The sequence below is a fragment of the Pseudomonas sp. D(2018) genome (assembly GCF_005502555.1).
Taxonomy (GTDB): domain Bacteria; phylum Pseudomonadota; class Gammaproteobacteria; order Pseudomonadales; family Pseudomonadaceae; genus Metapseudomonas; species Metapseudomonas resinovorans.
Genome location: NZ_SCOK01000058.1, coordinates 1 through 19,766, shown reverse-complemented (window position 1 = coordinate 19,766; position 19,766 = coordinate 1). Strand labels below are relative to the sequence as shown.

Sequence of the window (19,766 nt, the reverse complement as noted above, 5' to 3'; positions counted from 1 at the left end):
CGGAGTATCTCCGGCGTTATGGGCTTTCTGCGGATTACTGATCCTTCTCGCAGTTGATCATCCAGGGCACGCCGAAGCGGTCCACCAGCATGCCGAAGCGCGCGGCCCAGAAGGTTTGCGCCAGGGGCATCTGCACCTGGCCACCTTCGGCCAGGGCGTTGAACACCCGCTCGGCCTCGACTATGCGGTCGACGTTGATCGAAATGCTGATGCCGCGGACGCCTTCGAAAGGCGCCTGGGGCGGGCAGTCCGAGCCCATGATCACCTGGTCCCCCACCGCTAGTCGGGCATGCATGATCTTGTCGCGGAAGTTCTCCGGGACGTCGTCGCTGGCCGGGCTTTCGGCGAAGCTCAGGAAGGCTTCCAGGGTGCCGTTGAGCACCTTGGCGTAGAGCTGGAAGGCCGGGCCGCACTGGCCATCGAACGTGAGGTAGGGATCGATTTTCATGAGGGTCTCCTGTCCGTGGTGGACGGCGGTCACTGCTGCCCGGCTTTCTCGAAGACGCGCTGTTCCTGTTCGCGCAGTTCGGGGGTGAACTCCTCACCAAAATCCTCGGCCTCGAACACCTGGCGGATTTCGATCTCGGAATCGGACAGCATGGGGTTGGGGCAACGCTTGACCCAGTCGATGCACTCTTCCAGGGAATTGACCTTGAACAGCCAGAAGCCGGCGATCAGCTCCTTGGTTTCCGCGAAGGGGCCGTCGATCACGGCGCGGTCCTTGCCCTTGAACACCACCCGCGCGCCCCTGGAGCTGGGGTGCAGGCCCTCGCCGGCAAGCAGGATGCCGGCGTTCACCAGCTCCTCGTTGTACTGGCCCATGGCCGTGAGCAGTTCCGTGCTCGGCATGATGCCGGCTTCCGATTCCTTGGTTGCTTTGACAATCACCATGAAGCGCATTGTTGTTCTCCTGTTGGGTGGCATGAACTCCAGCCTGCGGCCCGTGCCTGCTGACTGTGCTTATTGGTCGATGGGGAAAGGACCAGATCGACAACAGGACGAAATTTTTTTCAGGGACGCGGGACTGGAACAGCGTAGACCCGGATCGGAGGTTTGCGAGGGTGGGGTGACGGATGAGCATGTAGCGGCGATTTCAATCGCCAAGCAGGCCGAAGGCCTGCCTCGCGGGTCTGCGCGAGCTGTTGCGAGAGATTGACCATCGGGCCAAGAGCCAGCTCCTACGGGCAATGCAGCTGCTTGCAACACGTCATGCAGACAGAGCCAATGAATTCGCCCCCACAACCATTCGCGTCAGCGCGGGGCGATGTGGGCGACCATCAGTTGCACGCTTTCCTGGCCACGGTATTCGTTGACGTCCAGTTTGTAGGCCACCTCGGCCCAGCGCACGCTGGCGTTGGGCCATTGCTCGCGGTCGATGTTGAAGGCGATGCCGTCCAGTTGCACCGAACCGCATTCACTTTTCAGCACCAGCTTCAGGTGGCGCTCGCCGACCAGCCGCTGCTGGACGATCTGGAATACGCCATGGAACAACGGCTCGGGGAAGTGCTGGCCCCAGGGACCGGCCAGGCGCAGGGCGCGGGCGAGCTCCAGGTGGAACTCCGCGATGCTCAGTTGGCCGTCGGAGAGCAGACGGCCAGTAAGGTCATCCTCGCTGAGCTGCCGACGGGTCTCAGCGTCGAAGGCGGCAGCGAAGGCGCCAAAGTTTTCCACAGGCAGGGACAGGCCGGCGGCCATGGCATGACCACCGAATTTGCTGATCAGGCCCGGATGGCGGGCAGCAACGGCGTCCAGCGCATCGCGGATGTGGAAACCCGGCACCGAACGCGCCGAGCCCTTCAGCAGGCCGTCGCCGGCATCGGCAAAGGCGATGGTCGGGCGGTGGTAGCGCTCCTTCAGCCGCGAGGCGAGGATGCCGATCACGCCCTGGTGCCAGTCCGGCTCGAACACGCAGAGGCCGAACGGCATGTCTTCGATGGGCAGGTTCTTCAGCTGGGCCAGGGCCTCGCGCTGCATGCCTTGCTCGATAGCCTTGCGGTCCTGGTTGAGCTGATCCAGTTGCACCGCCATGTCACGGGCCAGGGCTTCGTCTTCGCAGAGCAGGCACTCGATGCCCAGGCTCATGTCGTCCAGGCGGCCGGCGGCATTCAGGCGCGGGCCGAGGATAAAGCCGAGGTCGGTCGACGTGATGCGGCCAGCCGGCCGGCCGGCGACTTCTAAAATCGCCTTGAGGCCAGCCCGCGCGCGGCCTGCGCGGATGCGCGCCAGGCCCTGGTGCACCAGGATGCGGTTGTTGGCGTCCAGGGGCACCACGTCGGCTACGCTGCCCAGCGCCACCAGGTCCAGCAGGTCGCCCAGGTTGGGTTCCTTGAGGCCAGTACGATTGAACCAGTCCAGCTCGCGCAGGCGTGCCCGCAGGGCCATCAGCACGTAGAAGATGACGCCGACACCGGCCAGGGATTTGCTGGGGAAGTCACAACCGGGCTGGTTGGGGTTGACGATGGCGTCGGCCGCCGGCAGCTCCGGGCCCGGCAGGTGGTGGTCGGTCACCAGTACCTTCAGCCCCGCGGACTTGGCTGCGGCAACGCCTTCGACGCTGGAGATGCCGTTATCCACGGTCACCAGCAGGTCCGGTTTGCGCTCCAGGGCGACGGCGACGATTTCCGGGGTCAGGCCGTAGCCATACTCGAAACGGTTGGGCACCAGGTAATCGACATGGAAGGCACCGAGCATGCGCAGGCCGAGCACGCCGACGCTGCTGGCGGTGGCGCCATCGGCGTCGAAGTCGCCGACGTAGAGGATGCGCTGGCGCTTCTCCAGGGCCTCCACCAGCAGCGCCACGGCGGCGTCGATGCCTTTGAGCTGCTGGTAGGGGATCAACCGCGCCAGGCTCTTGTCCAGTTCCGTCGCGGATTGCACGCCCCGGGAAGCATAGAGGCGGGTCAGCAGCGGTGGCAGGTCGCCCAGGTCAGGCAGGACATCGGGCAGGACGCGGTGTTCGATACGCATGAAAGGTCCAATCTTTGACTCGACTTCCCCTCTCCCTCTCGGGAAAGGGCCTTGGGGCGAGGGCCTGATGCCCTGCCCCGGAAATCCTCCGGATCTCCGATCAGCGTTCCCCGACCAGCCACTCCAGCGGGATTTCATGCTGGCCGCGCTCGTCGGTGATGAACAGGGAGCCGTCGCTGATCATCACGCTCCAACTGATCGAACGCGGCAGGTCACGGGCCAGTTCTTCCAGGGCTTCTTGCTGCACGGCAACGACGTTGATGTTCTTCAGGCTGCGCACGCCGTCCAGCACCTTGGTCTGCCAGACCCGCAGGTTGCCGTAGGTCACCAGGCTGAAGCGCTCGGTACGGCGCGAGCACCAGGTTATGCGCTCGGCATCGGGCTGACCCACTTCGATCCAGTGCAACACACGGTCGTCCAGGCTCTTTTCCCACAGCGCGGGCTCGTCCACGTCCGACAGGCCACGACCGAAGGCCAGCTGCTCGTGGTACCAGAGGATGTAGGCGATCAGGCGGACGGCCAGTCGCTCCTCGGTTTCCGACGGGTGCTTGGCGACGGTGAAACGCAGGTTCTCGTAGACGCTGCGATCGAGGTCGGTGAGGTTGAGTTCGACTTTGTAGGGGGTCGCTTGGAGGGCCATGTCGGGCTTCTTGATGATTCTCGGAGGGCGGCAAGTCTACCCTGATTCCACCGTCGTGGCTGGGCCTTCCGGCTAATCGGCGGGGTAGCGCTGGATGCGGTTGCGGCCCTTGTCCTTGGCGTCGTAGAGGGCATCGTCGGCCAGGGAGAGCAGGCGGAACAGGTCGTAACCGGCCTCCTTTGAACTGACGATACCGATACTGACGCTGAGCGCACCCGGCTCCTGGAACGGCAGCTCTGCGAACTCGCGGCGAATACGCTCGGCCACCTGTGCGCCGGCCTCGTCGTCGGCATCGGCCAGCAAGCAGGCAAACTCCTCGCCACCGATGCGGCCAAACACGTCCTGCTTACGCATGCTGCCGGCGGCAACGCGGGTGAAGGCGACCAGGGCCTCGTCACCGGTGGCGTGTCCATAGCTGTCGTTGAGACGCTTGAAATGGTCGAGGTCACAGAGCAGCAGGGCCACCGGTTCACCGCGGTGCTCGCAGCTTTCCACCAGGTATTCGCCCGTGGCCATGAAGGCGCGACGGTTGCCGACGCCGGTGAGCGGGTCGCAATAGGCGGCTGCGCGGAACTTCAGTTCGGCACGCTCCTTGACCATGGCCAGGGTGACGAAGGCGATACCGATGGCGTAGAGCAGGGTTTCGAACACCAGCAGGGAGAAGAAGCTGGTGCCTTGCCCGGAACTCGCGACCGCCTGCTCGAAGGGCATGCCACGGTCGACCACGATGCGCACGCTGTAGAAGACCATGTGGAACAGGGTCAGTGCCAAAGCCGGCATGTAGGCCACTTCAAGGCTTGCGCGGCTGCGCCAGAGCTCGTAGGCACTGAGCCCGCAATAGCAGACAGTGATCAGCGAACTGACCGCCACCCTTACCGTGAGTGATTCGTAGAAGGCCGGGTTGAGGCAGAGCACCGCCCAGATCACGGCACCGGCGCAGATACCCGGCAGGTGCGGCTGACGCCCGACGAACACCCGCATGGCGGTCCAGTTCATGGCCGCACAGACGTGCAGCACCACGTTGCCCAGCACCAGGGGGACGAAATCCATGCCCATGCCGCGCAAGCTGCCCAGCACGGTGCCCAAGGCGCCAAGCAACAGCATGGCGGCCAGGTAGCCGAGGGTCGGCTCGCGGCGGCCACGGCGCCAGGCGTGCAGCATGAGCAGCCCCACCAGGGCGAGAACGTAGATATCCACCAGCACCAGAGTGGGGACATTCAGCTGCATAAGCCCCCCTCCCAGCGCGAACCGGGCGACAAGTGGCAGGCAGTTGCGAAGCGTGTTGGCATGGCGGTCGGCGCGCGAGAATGTGGGTCCTGCAAGCACTTTAAGTCGGCCCGGAGAGGTGCGCCAGCGGCAAACCGGACTGTTCGCTATCGGCCCCACGGGGTAGAGTCGCCGCCATTGCCTGGCCCATGGATAACCCGATGAACGCCCCCGTCAAACCCCTCGCCGGCCTCAAGGTGATTGAGCTCGGCACCCTGATCGCCGGCCCTTTCGCCTCCCGCCTGTGCGCCGAATTCGGTGCCGAAGTCATCAAGATCGAATCCCCCGACGGCGGCGACCCGCTACGCAAGTGGCGCAAGCTGTACGAGGGCACCTCGCTCTGGTGGTTCGTGCAGGCGCGCAACAAGAAGTCGCTGACGCTGAACCTCAAGCACCCCGACGGCCAGGAAATCCTCAAGCGGCTGCTGGCCGACGCGGACATCCTGATCGAGAACTTCCGCCCCGGTGTGCTGGAGAAGCTGGGCCTGGGCTGGGACGTCATCCACGCCCTGAACCCGAAGCTGGTGATGGTGCGGCTGTCCGGGTTCGGCCAGAGTGGCCCCTACAAGGACCAGCCAGGATTCGGTGCCGTCGGTGAGTCCATGGGCGGGCTGCGCTATATCACCGGCTTCGAGGACCGTCCGCCGGTGCGCACCGGGATTTCCATCGGTGACTCCATCGCCGCCCTGTGGGGCGTGATCGGTGCTCTGATGGCGCTGCGCCACCGCGAGGTGAACGGCGGCCAGGGCCAGGTGGTGGACGTGGCGCTCTATGAGGCGGTGTTCGCGATGATGGAAAGCATGGTGCCGGAGTTCGATGTCTTCGGTTTCATCCGCGAACGCACCGGCAACATCATGCCGGGTATCACCCCCTCCTCCATCCACACGGCCGCTGACGGCCGTCATGTACAGATCGGCGCCAACGGCGATGCCATCTTCAAGCGCTTCATGCTCGCCATCGGCCGCGAGGACCTTGCCAACGACCCGCAACTGGCCAGCAACGACGGTCGTGACGCACGTCGGGATGAGCTCTATGGGGTGATCGACCGCTGGGTGGGTGGGCTGCCGCTGGAGGAGGTACTGTCGGTGCTCAATCGCGCCGAAGTGCCGGCCAGCCGTATCTTCTCCGCCGAGGACATGTTCGCCGACCCGCAATTCCTCGCCCGCGAGATGTTCCTCTCGGCGAAGCTGCCGGACGGCAAGCCGTTCAAGATGCCGGGGATCGTACCCAAGCTCTCCGATACCCCCGGCTCGACCGAATGGATCGGCCCGGAGCTGGGGGAACACAACAGCGAAGTGCTGGCAGGGCTGGGGTACAGCGCCGAGCAGATTACGGCGCTGAAGGGGGATGGAGCTATTTGAGGTCAAGCGGGGCAGACCTTCGGCCTGCTTGGCGAATGAATTCGTCCCTACAGGATTTATACGCCCTCGCGAGGAATCACAAACATGAAAAAGGCCGGCCCCTTTCGGGAGCCGGCCTTTTCGTTTCAGGCGCTCTGACTTACAGCGGCTTGCCGCGGTTGCCATGCTGGCTGACGAAGGCCTGGATCTGCTTCAGGTCGTTTGGCAGCACGGTGCAACGTTCCTCGCGCTGGAACAGATCGGCGAGGTGCGGCGGCAGTGCCGGGGCCTGGCCGACGCCGGCCTTCTCCACCGCTTCCGGGAATTTGACCGGGTGGGCAGTGCCCAGGGTGACCATCGGGGTCGCCAGGCTGCGGCGGCATTCGCGGGCGGCGCGCACGCCGATCGCGGTGTGCGGGTCCAGCAGCTCGCCGCACTCGTTGTAGACCTCGGCGATGGTTTCGCAGGTGGCTGCGTCATCCACGGCCAGCGAATCGAACAGCTTGCGCGCTTCGGTCCAGCGGTCTTCCTCGACGCTGAAGCCACCACCCTGCTTGAAGGTGTCCATCAGGTTGGCGATGGCAGCACCGTTACGACCGTGCAGGTCGAACAGCAGGCGCTCGAAGTTGGACGACACCATGATGTCCATAGACGGCGACAGGGTCGGATGCAGGGTGTCCTTGACGTACTGGTTGCCGCTCATGAAGCGGTGCAGGATGTCGTTGCGGTTGGTGGCGACGATCAGTTGGCTGATCGGCAGGCCCATGTTGCGCGCCAGGTAGCCGGCGAAGATGTCGCCGAAGTTGCCAGTCGGTACGGAGAACGCCACGGAACGTGCCGGACCACCCAGCTGGATGGCCGCGTGGAAGTAGTAGACGATCTGGGCCATGATCCGCGCCCAGTTGATCGAGTTGACCGCTACCAGACGGGTGCCCTTGAGGAAGCCCTGGTCGGCGAAGCTGGCCTTGACCATCTCCTGGCAGTCGTCGAAGTTGCCCTCGACCGCGATGTTGTGGATGTTGTCGCCGAGGATGGTGGTCATCTGGCGACGCTGCACCTCGGACACACGGTTGTGCGGGTGCATGATGAAGATGTCGACGTGCTCGCAGGCCTTGCAGCCTTCGATGGCGGCCGAGCCGGTGTCACCGGAGGTGGCACCCATGATCACCACCCGCTCGCCGCGCTTGCTCAGCACGTGGTCGAGCAGGCGACCCAGCAGTTGCAGGGCGAAGTCCTTGAAGGCCAGGGTCGGACCGTGGAACAGCTCCAGCACCCACTCGTTGCCGTTCAACTGGCGCAGCGGCGCCACGGCGTTGTGGGCGAAGACGCCGTAGGTTTCCTCGAGGATCTTCTTGAAGTCGGCATCGGCAATGCTGCCGGCCACGAAGGGGCGCATCACGCGGAAGGCCAGTTCGTGGTACGGCAGGCCGGCCCAGGAGGCGATTTCTTCCTGGGTGAAGCGCGGCAGGTTTTCCGGGACGTAGAGGCCGCCGTCACTGGCCAGGCCAGCCAGCAGCACGTCTTCGAAGTTCAGGGCCGGAGCCTGGCCGCGGGTACTGATATAGCGCATGTCTTAAAACCTTGGTTTCGAGCGGCCGGGGTCGGTGCGTCGCTCCGGGGGATCGCCCCTCGCGACGGCACCTGCGCCCGGCGGCTGCTTAGTTCAGTTGCTCGACGCGGATGCGCACGACGCTGCCTACCACGTCTTCCAGAGCTTCCAGCGCGGCGATGGCGTCGTTGACGCGCGCCTCGACGACCCGGTGGGTAACCAGGATCATCGGCACCAGGCCGTCCTGCTCTTCGACTTCTTTCTGCATGATGGATTCGATGTTGATGCCACGCTCCGACAGGATGGACGCGACCTGTGCCAGCACACCCGGGTGGTCCTTGGCCTGGATGCGCAGGTAGTAGGCGCTCTCACAGGCTTCGATCGGCAGGATCGGGTGGTCGGACAGCGAGTCCGGCTGGAACGCCAGGTGCGGCACATGGTTCTCCGGGTCGGTGGTCAGCGCGCGAACCACATCCACCACGTCGGCGACCACGGCGGACGCGGTGGCCTCCATGCCGGCGCCAGCGCCGTAGTACAGGGTGCTGCCAGCAGCGTCACCGTTGACCATCACGGCGTTCATCACACCGTTGACATTGGCGATCAGGCGGTCGGCCGGGATCAGGGTCGGGTGCACGCGCAGCTCGAAACCGCTGTCGGTGCGACGCGCCACGCCCAGGTGCTTGATGCGATAGCCCAGGGCTTCGGCGTAGTTCACGTCGGCACTGGTCAGCTTGGAGATGCCCTCGGTGTAGGCCTTGTCGAACTGCAGCGGGATACCGAAGGCAATGGAGGCGAGGATGGTCAGCTTGTGGGCGGCATCGATGCCTTCGACGTCGAAGGTCGGATCGGCTTCGGCGTAACCCAGTGCCTGGGCTTCTTTGAGCACGTCTTCAAAGGCACGGCCCTTCTCACGCATTTCGGTGAGGATGAAGTTGCCGGTGCCGTTGATGATGCCGGCCAGCCAGTTGATGCGGTTGGCGGAGAGGCCTTCGCGGATCGCCTTGATCACCGGGATGCCGCCGGCCACGGCGGCTTCGAAGGCAACCATGACGCCCTTCTCGCGGGCCTTGGCGAAGATTTCGTTGCCGTGCACGGCGATCAGCGCCTTGTTGGCGGTAACGACGTGCTTGCCGTTCTCGATGGCCTTCATGACCAGCTCGCGGGCTTGGGTGTAGCCACCGATCAGCTCGATGACGATGTCGATTTCCGGGTTGTTGACCACGTCGAAGATGTCGGCGGTGATGGGGGTAGCGCCGGTATCACATTTCGGGTTGGGACGACGAGCGGCAATCTGGGCAACCTCGATTCCACGCCCGGCACGGCGGGCAATCTCCTCGGCGTTGCGTTTGAGTACGTTGAAGGTGCCGCCACCGACGGTCCCAAGGCCACAGATGCCTACTTTTACCGGCTTCACGCTGAACTCCCCATCATCACTGCGAAAGCGGCCGGGAGTGTCCCGGCCGAGGAAAAGAGCCGCACTTTACGAAGCGGCTGAATATTGGTCAATCGAGGCAGGTGCCCGGATTACTTGGCCTCAAGGGCCAGCTTCGCGAGTTGCGGAGCCGGCTGATAGCCCGGAATCATCTGGCCATTGCCCAGCACGATGGCCGGAGTACCGTTGACGCCAATCAGTTGGCCCAGCTCGAACTGCTTGGCCACCGGGTTATCGCAGGTCGCGGCGGGAAGATCCTCACGGGACTTGGCCTTGTTCATGGCAGCCTGGCGGTCCTTGCTGCACCAGACGCTGACCAGGCTGTTGTAGCCGTGGCTGCCGATGCCCTGGCGCGGGAAGGCGACGTAACGCACTTCGATACCGCGGCGGTTCAGCTCCGGCACTTCGCTGTGCAGCTTCTGGCAGTAGCCGCAGTCGGTGTCGGTGAACACGGTGATATGGGCCTTGGCGGGCTCCTTGGGCGAGAACACCACCATCTCGCCGGCGGGGATGGCGTTGATTTCCTTGGCGATGGAGCGGCTCTCGGCCTGCTCGGTAAGGTTCACCGGCTTGCCGTTCTGCACGTGGTACAGGTAGCCCTGCATCAGGTACTGACCGTCGGCGCTGGTGTAGAGCATACGGCCGCCCTTGAGCTGGACCTGGTAGATGCCGGTCATCGGGCTTTCACCGATGGATTCGATGGGCAAGCCGAGCTCCAGGGCGTCGAGGGTCTTGCGGATGGCCTGGTCCGGGTCGTCGGCGAGGCTGATGGTGCTGGCAAGGCCGAGGGCCAGACCGGCGATAAGACGGGTCACGCGCATGGGTACTCCTGTCGAGCAGCGGACGTACGGAAATCGCTCAAGCCTAACACAGAAGCCCTGGCGCACAGATGTCGGACGCCCGGCGGCCGTTGTGGGAGAACGGCCGGGGAATTCGTCGGAAGGAAGCGACGCATGCGTGAGGTCCGGGACCTGTGCATGACATCCCTGTCGTGGCGCCTCTGCCTGGCTCACCCCCGTGGATGGTGGCGGGCATGCAGCTCCTGCAGACGAGCCTGGGCGATGTGGGTGTATATCTGCGTGGTGGACAAGTCGCTGTGGCCAAGGAGCATCTGCACCACGCGCAGGTCGGCGCCGTGGTTGAGCAGGTGGGTGGCAAAGGCGTGGCGCAGGGTGTGCGGCGACAGTGACTTGCTGATTCCAGCGACCTGGGCCTGGTGCTTGATGCGGTGCCAGAAGGTCTGGCGGGTCATCTGCTCGCCACGCAGGCTGGGGAACAGCACGTCGCTGGGCTTGCCGTCGAGGAGGAAGGGCCGCGCCTCGCGCTGGTAACGCTCGAGCCAGGCGATGGCCTCCTCGCCCAGGGGAACCAGGCGTTCCTTGCTGCCCTTGCCGAACACCTTCAGCACGCCCTGGCGCAGGTTGACCTGTTCCAGGGTCAGGCTCACCAGCTCGGTGACGCGCAGGCCACAAGCGTAGAGAACTTCAAGCATGGCGCGGTCACGCAGGCCGATAGGATCATCCAGCTCCGGCGCTTCCAGCAGCGCCTCCACATCGGCCTCGGACAGCGACTTGGGCAAGGGACGCCCCAGTTGCGGCAGGTCGATCTGCAAGGTCGGGTCTTCGACGATCAGGTTCTCCCGCAGGAGGAAGCGGTAGAAACCGCGCAGGCCGGAAAGGAAGCGCGCGGTGGAGCGCGCCTTGTAGCCCTGCTCCAGGCGCCAGGCGAGGTGGTCGAGGATCAGGTCGCGTCCGGCCTTGTCCAGCGCCAGACCGCGTTCATCGAGCCAGCCGTTGAAATGGGCGAGATCGCTGCGATAAGCCGAACGCGTATGTTCGGACAGGCCTTTTTCCAGCCAGAGGGCGTCGAGGAAGCGGTCAATCAGAAGGTGATCCAGGGCGGGCATGGCAGACTGCTTGGCGTGTGAGACGCGCTAGTCTTCCACGGGCGTAAACCGATTTCATCCCCGACAAGGAGTCTCGATGAGCGAACACCATATTCTGCTAGGTCTGGGCGGCATCGGCGCGGCCGCTCTGTTCTGCCAGTGGCTGGCCTGGCGCCTGCGCCTACCGGCCATCCTCTTCCTGCTGCTGGCGGGCATTCTCGCGGGTCCGGCTACCGGCCTGCTGGACCCGCAGGCGCTGTTCGGCCCGCTGCTATTCCCACTGATTTCCCTGTCGGTAGCGCTGATCCTCTTCGAAGGCAGCCTTACCCTGCACTTCTCCGAATGGCGGGAAATCGGCACCGTCGTCCGGCGCATGGTCACGGTCGGCGCATTGATCACCTGGGCGGTGATTGCTGTCGCCACTCATTGGCTGCTGGGTTTCTCCTGGGAGCTGTCACTGCTGTTCGGCACCCTGACGCTGGTCACTGGGCCCACCGTCATCGTCCCGATGCTGCGCGTGGTGCGGCCGCGATCCTCGATCGCCAACATCCTGCGCTGGGAAGGCATCGTCATCGATCCCATCGGTGCATTGCTGGCGGTCGTGGTGTTCAGCTTCATTGTCAGCCGCGACGACGGCGGCTGGAGCGCCAGCCTTTCGACTTTTGCCGCGGTGATCGCTTGCGGTACTGCGCTGGGCGCGGCCGGTGGCTGGCTGTTCGGCCTGGTACTGCGACGCCACTGGCTGCCGGAATACCTGCAGAACCTCGCGGCACTGGCTGCCGTGCTGGGGGTATTCATCGGCGCCAACCTGCTGGTGCATGAGTCCGGCCTGCTGGCGGTGACCGTCATGGGCATGGGCCTGGCCAACATGCGTGGCGTGGACGTGCGACAAATCCTGCACTTCAAGGAAAACCTCAGCGTCTTGCTGATTTCCGGGCTGTTCATCCTGCTTGCCGCGCGTCTGGATTTTGCTGCCCTGGTGGCCATGGGCCCGGCAACCCTGCTGTTGCTGGCGGTGATCCAGTTCGTCGCACGCCCGTTGAACGTCGCCGTCAGTACGCTGGGTTCCAGCCTGAACTGGCGGGAGCGCGCGCTGCTGGCCTGGATCGCGCCGCGCGGCATAGTCGCGGCGGCGGTGTCCGCGATCTTCTCCTTGCGCCTGATGGAAGCGGGCCACGAACAGGCGCAACTGCTGGTGCCCCTGACCTTCCTGGTGATCATCGGCACCGTGGTGCTGCAAAGCGCAACATCCCGACCGCTGGCACGGCTGCTGAACGTCGCCGAACCGGCGCCATCGGGTTTTCTGATCATCGGCGCCAACCCGGTAGCTCGTGAGGTGGGCAAGGCCCTGCAGAACCTCGATATCCGCGTGCTGCTCACCGACTCCAGTTGGGAGAACATCCGCGCCGCGCGCATGGAAAACCTGCCGACCTACTTTGGCAATCCGACGTCGCAACACGCCGAAGCACACCTGGACCTGGTAGGTCTCGGCCACCTGCTGGCACTCTCCCCGTCCAGCGAACTGAATGCCCTGGCCTGCATGCACTTCCGCCACGATTTCAGTGCGCAGCGCCGATTCACACTACCCAGCGGCAACGAAAGCCGGCGCAGCGACAAGCACCGCACCAGCGATACGGTACGCGGCCGTCCCCTGGGCAACCAGGCACTGACATATCCGCAGTTCGCCAGCTACCTGTCCAAGGGCGCTGACGTGCGCACCACCACCTTGACCGCAACCTTCGGCTGGAGCGAGTACCAGGCCCTGCACGGCGATCGCGCCACCCTGCTGCTGGCCCTGGATCCGCGGGGCTGGACGCATCTGGCAGGGCAGCCGCTGGACTTCACGCCGGAGAAAGACTGGACCCTGGTGTCCCTGATCGAAACCGAAGCGCAACCCGGTGTTACCGCCGATCGCACACTGGTCCAAACACACTGACAGGCGGCATGGCCAGCCTATCCTTAGTCTGGTGACAGGATCGGGCTGGCCGTGGATGATTTCATCTTGCTATCACCCATTGCCGGTACCGGAACATGGCCAACCAAATGAATTCCCGCCTGGGGCAGATCCTCATCAACAAGGGCCTGATCACCCCCCAGGAGCTGGATGCCGCGATCAAGATGCAACTCACCAGCAAGATGCGGCTGGGTGAAGTACTGATAGCGCAAGGCCTGCTATCCCAGAAGCAACTGACCAAGGCCCTGAAGAAGCAGAGCAATCTGCGTCTGGCGGCTACCCTCGTGGCCGCGTTGATGAGCCCCTTCCAGATGGCCAGCGCCGACATCCAGCGCCTGCAGCCGCCCGCCAGCATCAGCCGCCAGGAAACCCCGCAGGGCCTGCGCCCGCTGACAGACCTGGAGATGAGCAGCGTCAGCGCCCAGGGCCTGGACGATGTGCTGCAGGGTCTGTTCCTGCAGGCAGAAAGCGGCGACGGGCTGGGGGCGGTAAAGCACCTGGCGAAGCTGGTGATGCCGGTGCTGGATAGCCTGGATGCGGAAACCTCGATGAAAGACGTGGTTTACGACACCAGCAAGATGACCTCGATGGTCAACCCGGACGGCTCCGTGAATGTGCGACTACCCAGCTCCATCGGCGAACTGCGCTTCGACAACATCCGCGTCGCAGGCGCGCCACAGGACCAGAGTTTCGGCAGCCTGACGCTGAACAACATCGACCTGTCCCAGGCATCGCTGAAGATCAGCATGCGCAACTGAACCCGGCGGGATACTACAAAGGCACCCTGTGGGTGCCTTTTGCATTCATGCGGCGCTGGCGGCCGGGGGATGGTCTGGCAGAACCTGCACCGGGCGCTTCTCCGCGTCGATGGCGACGAAGCTGAACAGGCCGGTAATGGCCTTTTCGCGGGAGGCGCTGTACATGTCCTCGACGAACACCTCGACCTCCACCTTGAGGCTGGTGTTACCCACCTTCACCACCCGCCCGACCAGTTCGACGATGGAGCCCGCCGGAATCGGGTGCTTGAAGTCGATGCGGTCACTGGAAACAGTCACCAGCGGCAAACGGCAGAAGCGCGTGGCGGTGATAAAGGACACTTCGTCCATCCAGGCCAGGGCAGTACCGCCGAACAGGGTGTTGTGATGGTTAGTGCTGGGCGGGAACACCGCCTTGGTCACCCGGCTCTCGGACAGCTCGGTCCTGCGGGCGATTTCTTGCTCTCTCGGGGTCATGCCACTACTACCTGAATCGAACTCATGTGGCTGCCACTCGTGCGGCGACTCTTGTCGTTCTTCTGTGCGCTGCCGGATGGGCAGTTGCTCCCGGCTGGCGGCACCAGCGGGGCGCGGATTATCCCCTTCCCACGGCCAATAAAAAACCCGCCGAGGCGAACCTGGGCGGGTTTTTGGGGAAAGCTGCGGCGATTAGGCCAGCTTTTCCTTGATACGAGCTGCCTTGCCGGACAGGTCGCGGAGGTAGTACAGCTTGGCTTTGCGCACGTCACCGCGACGCTTGACGCTCAGGCTGTCAACCAGCGGGGAGTAGGTCTGGAAAGTACGCTCAACGCCTACGCCGTTGGAAATTTTGCGCACGGTGAAAGCGCTGTTCAGGCCGCGGTTACGCTTGGCGATGACCACACCTTCGAAGGCCTGCAGACGCGAACGGTCGCCTTCCTTCACTTTAACTTGAACGATTACGGTGTCGCCCGGGGCGAAAGCCGGAATCTCTTTATTCATTTGTTCAGCTTCGAGTTGCTGAATGATCTTGTTGGTCATCGCTATGCTCCTAAGGCAGGCCTTCTGGGCGTGCCATCGATACGTTAACTATCGTCCCGCTGGCGGATGTATTCCTCCAGCAGCTTTTTCTCTTCTCCAGAAAGCGAGCGGCAATCCAGAAGATCAGCCCGACGTTCCCAGGTGCGCCCAAGCGCCTGCTGCAAACGCCATCGCCGGATGTGTTCGTGGTTGCCGCTGAGCAGCACCTCAGGAACACGCTTGCCTGCATACAACTCCGGTCGGGTGTAATGCGGGCAATCGAGCAGTCCATCCGTAAAGGAGTCCTCCTCGGCGGAGTCCGCGTGGCCCAGCGCTCCGGGCAGCAACCGCGTCACCGCATCGATCAGCACCATGGCCGGCAGCTCACCGCCGGACAGGACGTAGTCTCCGATCGACCATTCCTCATCGACGTGCTCTTCAATGAAGCGTTCGTCAATGCCTTCGTAGCGCCCGGCAATGAGGATCAAAGCCTCCTCATTCACCAGCTCGCGCACGGCTGCCTGCTTCAGCTGGCGCCCTTGCGGCGAGAGGTAGATAACCTTCGCTCGATCCCCTGCCGCTGCCTTGGCTGCTGCCAGGGCCCGCTCCAGGGGTTGAATCTTCATCACCATGCCCGGGCCGCCACCGAAGGGCCGATCATCCACCGTCTGGTGGCGGTCCTCCGTGAAGCTCCGTGGGTTCCAGCAGTTGAGCTTGAGCAGCCCCTGCTTCACCGCGCGGCTGGTAATGCCGTACTCGCTGATGGCGGCGAACATCTCGGGGAAGATGCTGATAACTTCGACCTGCATGCTTTTCATGTCAGGCCTCTCAGAAATCAACGTCCCACTCCACCCGGATCTCGCCAGCGTCCAGATCGATCGACAGCACGCACTGCTCCGTATAGGGCAGCAAGCGCTCACGATCATCGAGGCTGCCAGCGCAAGGCTTGACCACCATCACATCGTTGGCACCGGTCTCCAGCAGGTGATCGATTCGACCGAGCAAGTGCCCGTCCTGATTGATCACACTGAGACCTTCCAGCTGATGCCAGTAGAACTCGTCTTCGTCGAGCTCCGGCAGTTCGCTGCGAGGGACACAGATTTCAAATCCTGCGTAGGTACGAGCGACTTCGCGATCGTCCAAGCCTTTCAGCCTTACCACCAGGACTTTGCCGTGTACGCGTCCACTGATGACTTCGACCTGCTTTACCTCGTTGTCACGCCTGAGCGTCCAACGGCGGTAATCGAGCACGTTATCCAGCGGATCGGTGAAGGAGTAGACCTTCACCTCGCCACGTACGCCATGCACCGAGAAAATCTTGCCGAGAACGATCAGTTCATCGGCGGGAGCCGGCGTCGTGCTCATAAAGATGCTTAGGCAGCAGCCTTGGCAGCTTCCTTCAGCAGCTGAGCAACACGCTCAGACGGCTGGGCGCCCTGGCTCAGCCAGTAGCTGACGCGCTCCTGGTTCACGGAGAGCTTCACTTCTGCACCGGTGGCGACCGGGTTGAAGAAGCCGATACGCTCTACGAAGCGACCATCGCGCGCATTGCGGCTGTTGGTCACGGTCAGGTGGTAGAAGGGGCGCTTCTTGGAGCCGCCACGGGCAAGACGGATGGTTACCATTGAACTTCGTTCCTATAGTCGGTGCTTTTCAAGCAATGCACACACATGGGCCATGGGCCCGAAAGGCCGCATATTCTAAGGATTATCCGGCCGATTGCAAATCTCTTTTTGCTGGCCGCCGGTCGGCGGCCGGGGCTCACATCTTCGGCATGCCGCCGGGGAACATGCTGCCCATACCGCGCATCATCTTGGCCATGCCGCCCTTGGCGGTGACCTTCTTCATCATTTTCTGCATCTGTTTGTGCTGTTTGATGAGACGCCCAACGTCCTGCACCTGGGTGCCGGAGCCCAGCGCGATGCGGCGCTTGCGCGAACCGCTGATCACTTCCGGGTCGCGACGCTCGGCAGGCGTCATGGAGTTGATGATCGCCTCCATCTGCTTGAACTGCTTCTCCGCGGCGTTCTGTGCGTTGCCCATCTGAGACAGGTTGACGCCGCCGAGCATCGGCAGCTTGTCCATCAGGCCGCCGAGGCCGCCCATGTTCTTCATCTGTTGCAGCTGATCGCGGAAGTCCTCGAGGTCGAAACCCTTGCCCTTCTTGATCTTCTTCGCGAGCTTCTCGGCCTTCTCGCGATCCATGGTCTGCTCGGCCTGCTCGATCAGGCTGAGCACGTCGCCCATGCCGAGGATGCGGGAGGCCACGCGGTCCGGGTGGAAGGGGTCGAGCGCTTCGGTCTTCTCGCCCATGCCGAGGAACTTGATCGGCTTGCCGGTAATGGCGCGCACCGAGAGCGCGGCACCACCACGGGCGTCACCGTCGACCTTGGTCAGCACCACGCCGGTCAGCGGTAGGGCATCGTTGAAGGCCTTGGCGGTGTTGGCGGCGTCCTGACCGGTCATGGCATCGACCACGAACAGGGTTTCCACCGGCTTGATCGCGGCATGGACCTGCTTGATCTCGTCCATCATCTCGGTGTCGACGTGCAGGCGGCCTGCGGTGTCGACGATGACGACGTCAATGAACTTCAGCTTGGCTTCGCGGATCGCCGCCTCAGCGATATCCACCGGCTTCTGGCTGGTATCGGACGGGAAGAAGGTGACGCCGATGTCATTGGCCAGGGTTTCCAGCTGTTTAATAGCCGCCGGACGGTAGACGTCCGCGGAAACCACCAGCACCGACTTCTTCTTGCGCTCTTTAAGGAAGCGCGACAGTTTGCCCACGGTGGTGGTCTTGCCCGCACCTTGCAGGCCGGCCATCAGGATCACCGCCGGTGGAGCGGCATTCAGCGCCAGGTCCTCGTTGGCAGCGCCCATCAGCTCGACCAGTTCGGCCTGGACGATCTTCACGAAGGCCTGACCCGGGGTCAGGCTCTTGGAAACCTCGGTACCGACCGCACGGTCCTTTATCTTGGCAACGAAGTCCTTCACCACCGGAAGGGCGACGTCGGCCTCGAGCAGAGCCATGCGCACCTCGCGCAGGGTGTCCTTGATGTTGTCCTCGGTCAGTTTGGCCTTGCCGGTGACATGGCGCAGCGTCTGTGAGAGGCGGTCGGTAAGGTTTTCAAACATGCGCGTTCCTTTCGGGCTCTCGTGAGCCCCGGCTGAGCTTGCGGCAGGCGGCGGAGTATAACGAAGACTCGGCGTTGCCGACACCGCCAGCGGTCTTTCACCGGCAGGCCTTGTATGCCACACTCACTGCCTTTCGGGCTTGCCTTACAAGGACTTATGCACCCTCTGCTGCCCAGCCTCCTGGCTGCATTCCTCTATGCGGGCACTACTGGTTACCAGGGCCTTCGCCTTAGCCAGCGCACCACGCCGGACAAGCGCCTGCTGATCATCGGCGGCGGCGTGGCCCTGCTCGCCCATTGCGCCGCGCTCTTCCTCCAGCTGCTGACGCCGGCCGGTCTCTACCTGGACTTCTTCAACGCAGCCAGCCTGATCGCCGCAGCGGTGATTCTGCTGACCATCGTGGCCATCGCGCGGATTCCCATCGAAAACCTGCTGCTCCTGCTGCTACCGCTCGGCGCCCTGACGGTGCTGGCGGCGGCACTGGTACCTGGCGGCACGTCCCAGGCCATCAATGAAGAACCCGGCATTCTTGCCCACATCCTGCTGTCGATCCTGGCCTATGGCCTGCTGACCATGGCGGTGTTCCAGGCGCTGCTGCTGCTGTTGCAGGACCACCAGCTCAAGCACAAGCACCCGTCCGGGCTGATCAAGAATTTCCCGGCCCTGCAGACCATGGAGAGCCTGCTGTTCGGCTTCCTCTGGGCCGGCTGGTGCCTGCTGTCGCTGTCGCTGATCTCCGGCTGGGTGTTCGTCGAGAACCTGTTCGCCCAGCACCTGGCACACAAGACCATCCTTTCCTGCATCGCCTGGGTCGTGTTCGGCGTCCTGCTGTGGGGCCGCCACCAGCTTGGATGGCGCGGGCACAAGGCCATCCGCTGGACCCTGGCAGGTTTCTGCCTGCTGATGCTGGCGTACTTCGGCAGCAAGCTGGTCCGCGAATTCATCCTCCACGTCTGACCATCCCATGCACGGACTGCTCGCCGGCCTACTCCTCGGAATCACCCTCTCCCTGGTAGCCGGCGCGCTGGTCGCCTGGTTGGCGACGCGACGCCGCCATGGCGTGGAAATCCAGCCACAATCCCGCCTGCCGGTGGCGGTGGCCGATGCGCTGCAACGGGTTACCGTCAGCTCCATCATGATTCCCCGCAGTGAAATCCAGGGCATCGACCTGGACGCCTCGCCGGACGAACTCCTGGTGCAGCTGCAAAACGCCACCCACACCCGCCTGCCGCTCTATCGTGAAGACATCAACCAGATCGAAGGCATTCTCCACCTGCGCCAACTGCCACGCCTGTTGACCGAAGGCCCAACCAGTGCCGAGCAACTGATGGCCGTGAGCCGTGAAACCTATTTCGTACCGGAAAGCACGCCGCTGCTGACCCAACTGGTGAATTTCCAGAAGCAGAAGCGCCGTCTTGGCATCGTGGTCGACGAGTACGGTGACGTGGTGGGGCTGGTCAGCCTGGAAGACATTTTTCAGGAACTGGTCGGCGAGTTCGGCAGCCTGGAAGACTTCGCCCCCAACCCCGGCATCCAGTCCCGTGACGATGGCCGTTACGAGCTGGACGGCGCGTTACACCTGCGCGAACTGAACCGGGTGCTCGGCTGGCACCTGCCGTGCGACGGCCCCAAGACCCTCAACGGCCTGATCACCGAAGCACTGGAGCAGATTCCCGACTGCAGCGTGTGCCTGAAGGTCGGCCCCTACCGCCTGGAAATCCTCCAATCCAGCGAAAACCGAGTACAGCGCGTACTCGCCTGGCGCGCCGGGCTTACGCCAAAGGCCTAGCAGCCACCTGCGCCAGCCTCCATGGATGACCGGGGATTTCCCCGCCCTCCCCGAC

Annotated in this window: 20 protein-coding genes; 5 read left to right on the top strand and 15 right to left on the bottom strand. The window is 63.6% G+C overall.

What is annotated here, in order from left to right; all coding sequences use genetic code 11:
- Positions 1 to 34: 34 nt before the first annotated feature.
- From FFS60_RS24705 to FFS60_RS24685, 5 genes are all read right to left on the bottom strand, one after another.
- Positions 35 to 448 (bottom strand): VOC family protein, encoded by a 414-nt coding sequence (locus tag FFS60_RS24705; RefSeq protein ID WP_137823447.1) that lies wholly within the window; start codon positions 446 to 448, stop codon positions 35 to 37.
- 29 nt (positions 449 to 477) lie between these two features.
- Positions 478 to 900, bottom strand: coding sequence for a YciI family protein (locus FFS60_RS24700; RefSeq protein ID WP_028627380.1), 423 nt, complete (start codon positions 898 to 900; stop codon positions 478 to 480).
- 351 nt (positions 901 to 1,251) lie between these two features.
- Positions 1,252 to 2,967: a single-stranded-DNA-specific exonuclease RecJ gene (gene recJ / locus FFS60_RS24695; RefSeq protein ID WP_137823446.1), complete on the bottom strand. Its 1,716-nt coding sequence runs from the start codon at positions 2,965 to 2,967 to the stop codon at positions 1,252 to 1,254.
- Positions 2,968 to 3,067: 100 nt separating this feature from the next.
- Positions 3,068 to 3,607: a YaeQ family protein gene (locus FFS60_RS24690; protein ID WP_028627378.1), complete on the bottom strand. Its 540-nt coding sequence runs from the start codon at positions 3,605 to 3,607 to the stop codon at positions 3,068 to 3,070.
- 72 nt (positions 3,608 to 3,679) lie between these two features.
- Entirely contained in the window at positions 3,680 to 4,834 is a 1,155-nt protein-coding gene (locus tag FFS60_RS24685; protein WP_028627377.1) for a GGDEF domain-containing protein, read from the bottom strand.
- A 200-nt stretch (positions 4,835 to 5,034) separates the two neighbouring features.
- Here FFS60_RS24685 and FFS60_RS24680 point away from each other — a divergent pair, with 200 nt between their 5' ends.
- Positions 5,035 to 6,234: a CaiB/BaiF CoA-transferase family protein gene (locus tag FFS60_RS24680; RefSeq protein WP_137823445.1), complete on the top strand. Its 1,200-nt coding sequence runs from the start codon at positions 5,035 to 5,037 to the stop codon at positions 6,232 to 6,234.
- A gap of 139 nt (positions 6,235 to 6,373) precedes the next feature.
- On the opposite strand, the gene thrC is transcribed toward FFS60_RS24680, so the two are convergent.
- The 4 genes from thrC to xerD form a co-directional block, all read right to left on the bottom strand.
- Positions 6,374 to 7,783 (bottom strand): threonine synthase, encoded by a 1,410-nt coding sequence (gene thrC / locus FFS60_RS24675; protein WP_137823444.1) that lies wholly within the window; start codon positions 7,781 to 7,783, stop codon positions 6,374 to 6,376.
- 88 nt (positions 7,784 to 7,871) lie between these two features.
- Positions 7,872 to 9,176, bottom strand: coding sequence for a homoserine dehydrogenase (locus FFS60_RS24670; protein ID WP_028630304.1), 1,305 nt, complete (start codon positions 9,174 to 9,176; stop codon positions 7,872 to 7,874).
- A 110-nt stretch (positions 9,177 to 9,286) separates the two neighbouring features.
- Entirely contained in the window at positions 9,287 to 10,015 is a 729-nt protein-coding gene (locus FFS60_RS24665) for a disulfide isomerase DsbC N-terminal domain-containing protein (RefSeq protein ID WP_028630303.1), read from the bottom strand.
- Between the two features lie 188 nt (positions 10,016 to 10,203).
- Entirely contained in the window at positions 10,204 to 11,100 is an 897-nt protein-coding gene (gene xerD / locus FFS60_RS24660) for a site-specific tyrosine recombinase XerD (protein ID WP_028630302.1), read from the bottom strand.
- Positions 11,101 to 11,176: 76 nt separating this feature from the next.
- Between xerD and FFS60_RS24655 the strand changes: the two genes are divergently transcribed.
- Positions 11,177 to 13,015, top strand: coding sequence for a sodium:proton antiporter (locus tag FFS60_RS24655; RefSeq protein ID WP_028630301.1), 1,839 nt, complete (start codon positions 11,177 to 11,179; stop codon positions 13,013 to 13,015).
- Between the two features lie 95 nt (positions 13,016 to 13,110).
- Positions 13,111 to 13,791: a hypothetical protein gene (locus tag FFS60_RS24650; RefSeq protein ID WP_028630300.1), complete on the top strand. Its 681-nt coding sequence runs from the start codon at positions 13,111 to 13,113 to the stop codon at positions 13,789 to 13,791.
- Between the two features lie 45 nt (positions 13,792 to 13,836).
- Here FFS60_RS24650 and FFS60_RS24645 read toward each other — a convergent pair whose 3' ends face one another.
- From FFS60_RS24645 to ffh, 6 genes are all read right to left on the bottom strand, one after another.
- The gene (locus FFS60_RS24645; protein ID WP_028630299.1) at positions 13,837 to 14,265 is read right to left on the bottom strand and encodes an acyl-CoA thioesterase; all 429 of its coding nucleotides are present in this window, start codon (positions 14,263 to 14,265) and stop codon (positions 13,837 to 13,839) included.
- 192 nt (positions 14,266 to 14,457) lie between these two features.
- Complete coding sequence (rplS, locus tag FFS60_RS24640; RefSeq protein WP_028630298.1) at positions 14,458 to 14,808, bottom strand: 50S ribosomal protein L19; 351 nt, start codon at positions 14,806 to 14,808, stop codon at positions 14,458 to 14,460.
- A gap of 44 nt (positions 14,809 to 14,852) precedes the next feature.
- Complete coding sequence (gene trmD, locus FFS60_RS24635; RefSeq protein ID WP_028630297.1) at positions 14,853 to 15,605, bottom strand: tRNA (guanosine(37)-N1)-methyltransferase TrmD; 753 nt, start codon at positions 15,603 to 15,605, stop codon at positions 14,853 to 14,855.
- Between the two features lie 10 nt (positions 15,606 to 15,615).
- On the bottom strand, positions 15,616 to 16,152 hold the full coding sequence (gene rimM / locus FFS60_RS24630) for a ribosome maturation factor RimM (RefSeq protein WP_137823443.1): 537 nt from the start codon (positions 16,150 to 16,152) through the stop codon (positions 15,616 to 15,618).
- Positions 16,153 to 16,160: 8 nt separating this feature from the next.
- Positions 16,161 to 16,412: a 30S ribosomal protein S16 gene (gene rpsP, locus FFS60_RS24625; protein ID WP_028630295.1), complete on the bottom strand. Its 252-nt coding sequence runs from the start codon at positions 16,410 to 16,412 to the stop codon at positions 16,161 to 16,163.
- Between the two features lie 136 nt (positions 16,413 to 16,548).
- Positions 16,549 to 17,922 carry a signal recognition particle protein gene (gene ffh / locus FFS60_RS24620; protein ID WP_028630294.1) on the bottom strand — a complete coding sequence of 458 codons (1,374 nt, stop codon included), beginning with the start codon at positions 17,920 to 17,922 and terminating at the stop codon, positions 16,549 to 16,551.
- A gap of 156 nt (positions 17,923 to 18,078) precedes the next feature.
- Here ffh and FFS60_RS24615 point away from each other — a divergent pair, with 156 nt between their 5' ends.
- On the top strand, positions 18,079 to 18,879 hold the full coding sequence (locus tag FFS60_RS24615) for an inner membrane protein YpjD (RefSeq protein ID WP_028630293.1): 801 nt from the start codon (positions 18,079 to 18,081) through the stop codon (positions 18,877 to 18,879).
- A gap of 7 nt (positions 18,880 to 18,886) precedes the next feature.
- Positions 18,887 to 19,711, top strand: a complete 825-nt coding sequence (locus tag FFS60_RS24610) for a transporter associated domain-containing protein (protein ID WP_137823442.1) — start codon at positions 18,887 to 18,889, stop codon at positions 19,709 to 19,711.
- Positions 19,712 to 19,766: the final 55 nt, after the last annotated feature.

Excerpts from the sequence above, each read along its gene's own strand:
- rpsP (WP_028630295.1), bottom strand. The coding sequence starts at position 16,412 with ATGGTAACCATCCGTCTTGCCCGTGGCGGCTCCAAGAAGCGCCCCTTC.
- FFS60_RS24685 (WP_028627377.1), bottom strand. The coding sequence starts at position 4,834 with ATGCAGCTGAATGTCCCCACTCTGGTGCTGGTGGATATCTACGTTCTC.
- recJ (WP_137823446.1), bottom strand. The coding sequence starts at position 2,967 with ATGCGTATCGAACACCGCGTCCTGCCCGATGTCCTGCCTGACCTGGGC.
- ffh (WP_028630294.1), bottom strand. The coding sequence starts at position 17,922 with ATGTTTGAAAACCTTACCGACCGCCTCTCACAGACGCTGCGCCATGTC.
- FFS60_RS24700 (WP_028627380.1), bottom strand. The coding sequence starts at position 900 with ATGCGCTTCATGGTGATTGTCAAAGCAACCAAGGAATCGGAAGCCGGC.
- FFS60_RS24645 (WP_028630299.1), bottom strand. The coding sequence starts at position 14,265 with ATGACCCCGAGAGAGCAAGAAATCGCCCGCAGGACCGAGCTGTCCGAG.
- rplS (WP_028630298.1), bottom strand. The coding sequence starts at position 14,808 with ATGACCAACAAGATCATTCAGCAACTCGAAGCTGAACAAATGAATAAA.
- FFS60_RS24690 (WP_028627378.1), bottom strand. The coding sequence starts at position 3,607 with ATGGCCCTCCAAGCGACCCCCTACAAAGTCGAACTCAACCTCACCGAC.
- FFS60_RS24615 (WP_028630293.1), top strand. The coding sequence starts at position 18,079 with ATGCACCCTCTGCTGCCCAGCCTCCTGGCTGCATTCCTCTATGCGGGC.
- FFS60_RS24655 (WP_028630301.1), top strand. The coding sequence starts at position 11,177 with ATGAGCGAACACCATATTCTGCTAGGTCTGGGCGGCATCGGCGCGGCC.
- rimM (WP_137823443.1), bottom strand. The coding sequence starts at position 16,152 with ATGAGCACGACGCCGGCTCCCGCCGATGAACTGATCGTTCTCGGCAAG.
- FFS60_RS24705 (WP_137823447.1), bottom strand. The coding sequence starts at position 448 with ATGAAAATCGATCCCTACCTCACGTTCGATGGCCAGTGCGGCCCGGCC.
- FFS60_RS24680 (WP_137823445.1), top strand. The coding sequence starts at position 5,035 with ATGAACGCCCCCGTCAAACCCCTCGCCGGCCTCAAGGTGATTGAGCTC.
- FFS60_RS24650 (WP_028630300.1), top strand. The coding sequence starts at position 13,111 with ATGGCCAACCAAATGAATTCCCGCCTGGGGCAGATCCTCATCAACAAG.
- trmD (WP_028630297.1), bottom strand. The coding sequence starts at position 15,605 with ATGAAAAGCATGCAGGTCGAAGTTATCAGCATCTTCCCCGAGATGTTC.
- xerD (WP_028630302.1), bottom strand. The coding sequence starts at position 11,100 with ATGCCCGCCCTGGATCACCTTCTGATTGACCGCTTCCTCGACGCCCTC.
- FFS60_RS24665 (WP_028630303.1), bottom strand. The coding sequence starts at position 10,015 with ATGCGCGTGACCCGTCTTATCGCCGGTCTGGCCCTCGGCCTTGCCAGC.
- thrC (WP_137823444.1), bottom strand. The coding sequence starts at position 7,783 with ATGCGCTATATCAGTACCCGCGGCCAGGCTCCGGCCCTGAACTTCGAA.
- FFS60_RS24610 (WP_137823442.1), top strand. The coding sequence starts at position 18,887 with ATGCACGGACTGCTCGCCGGCCTACTCCTCGGAATCACCCTCTCCCTG.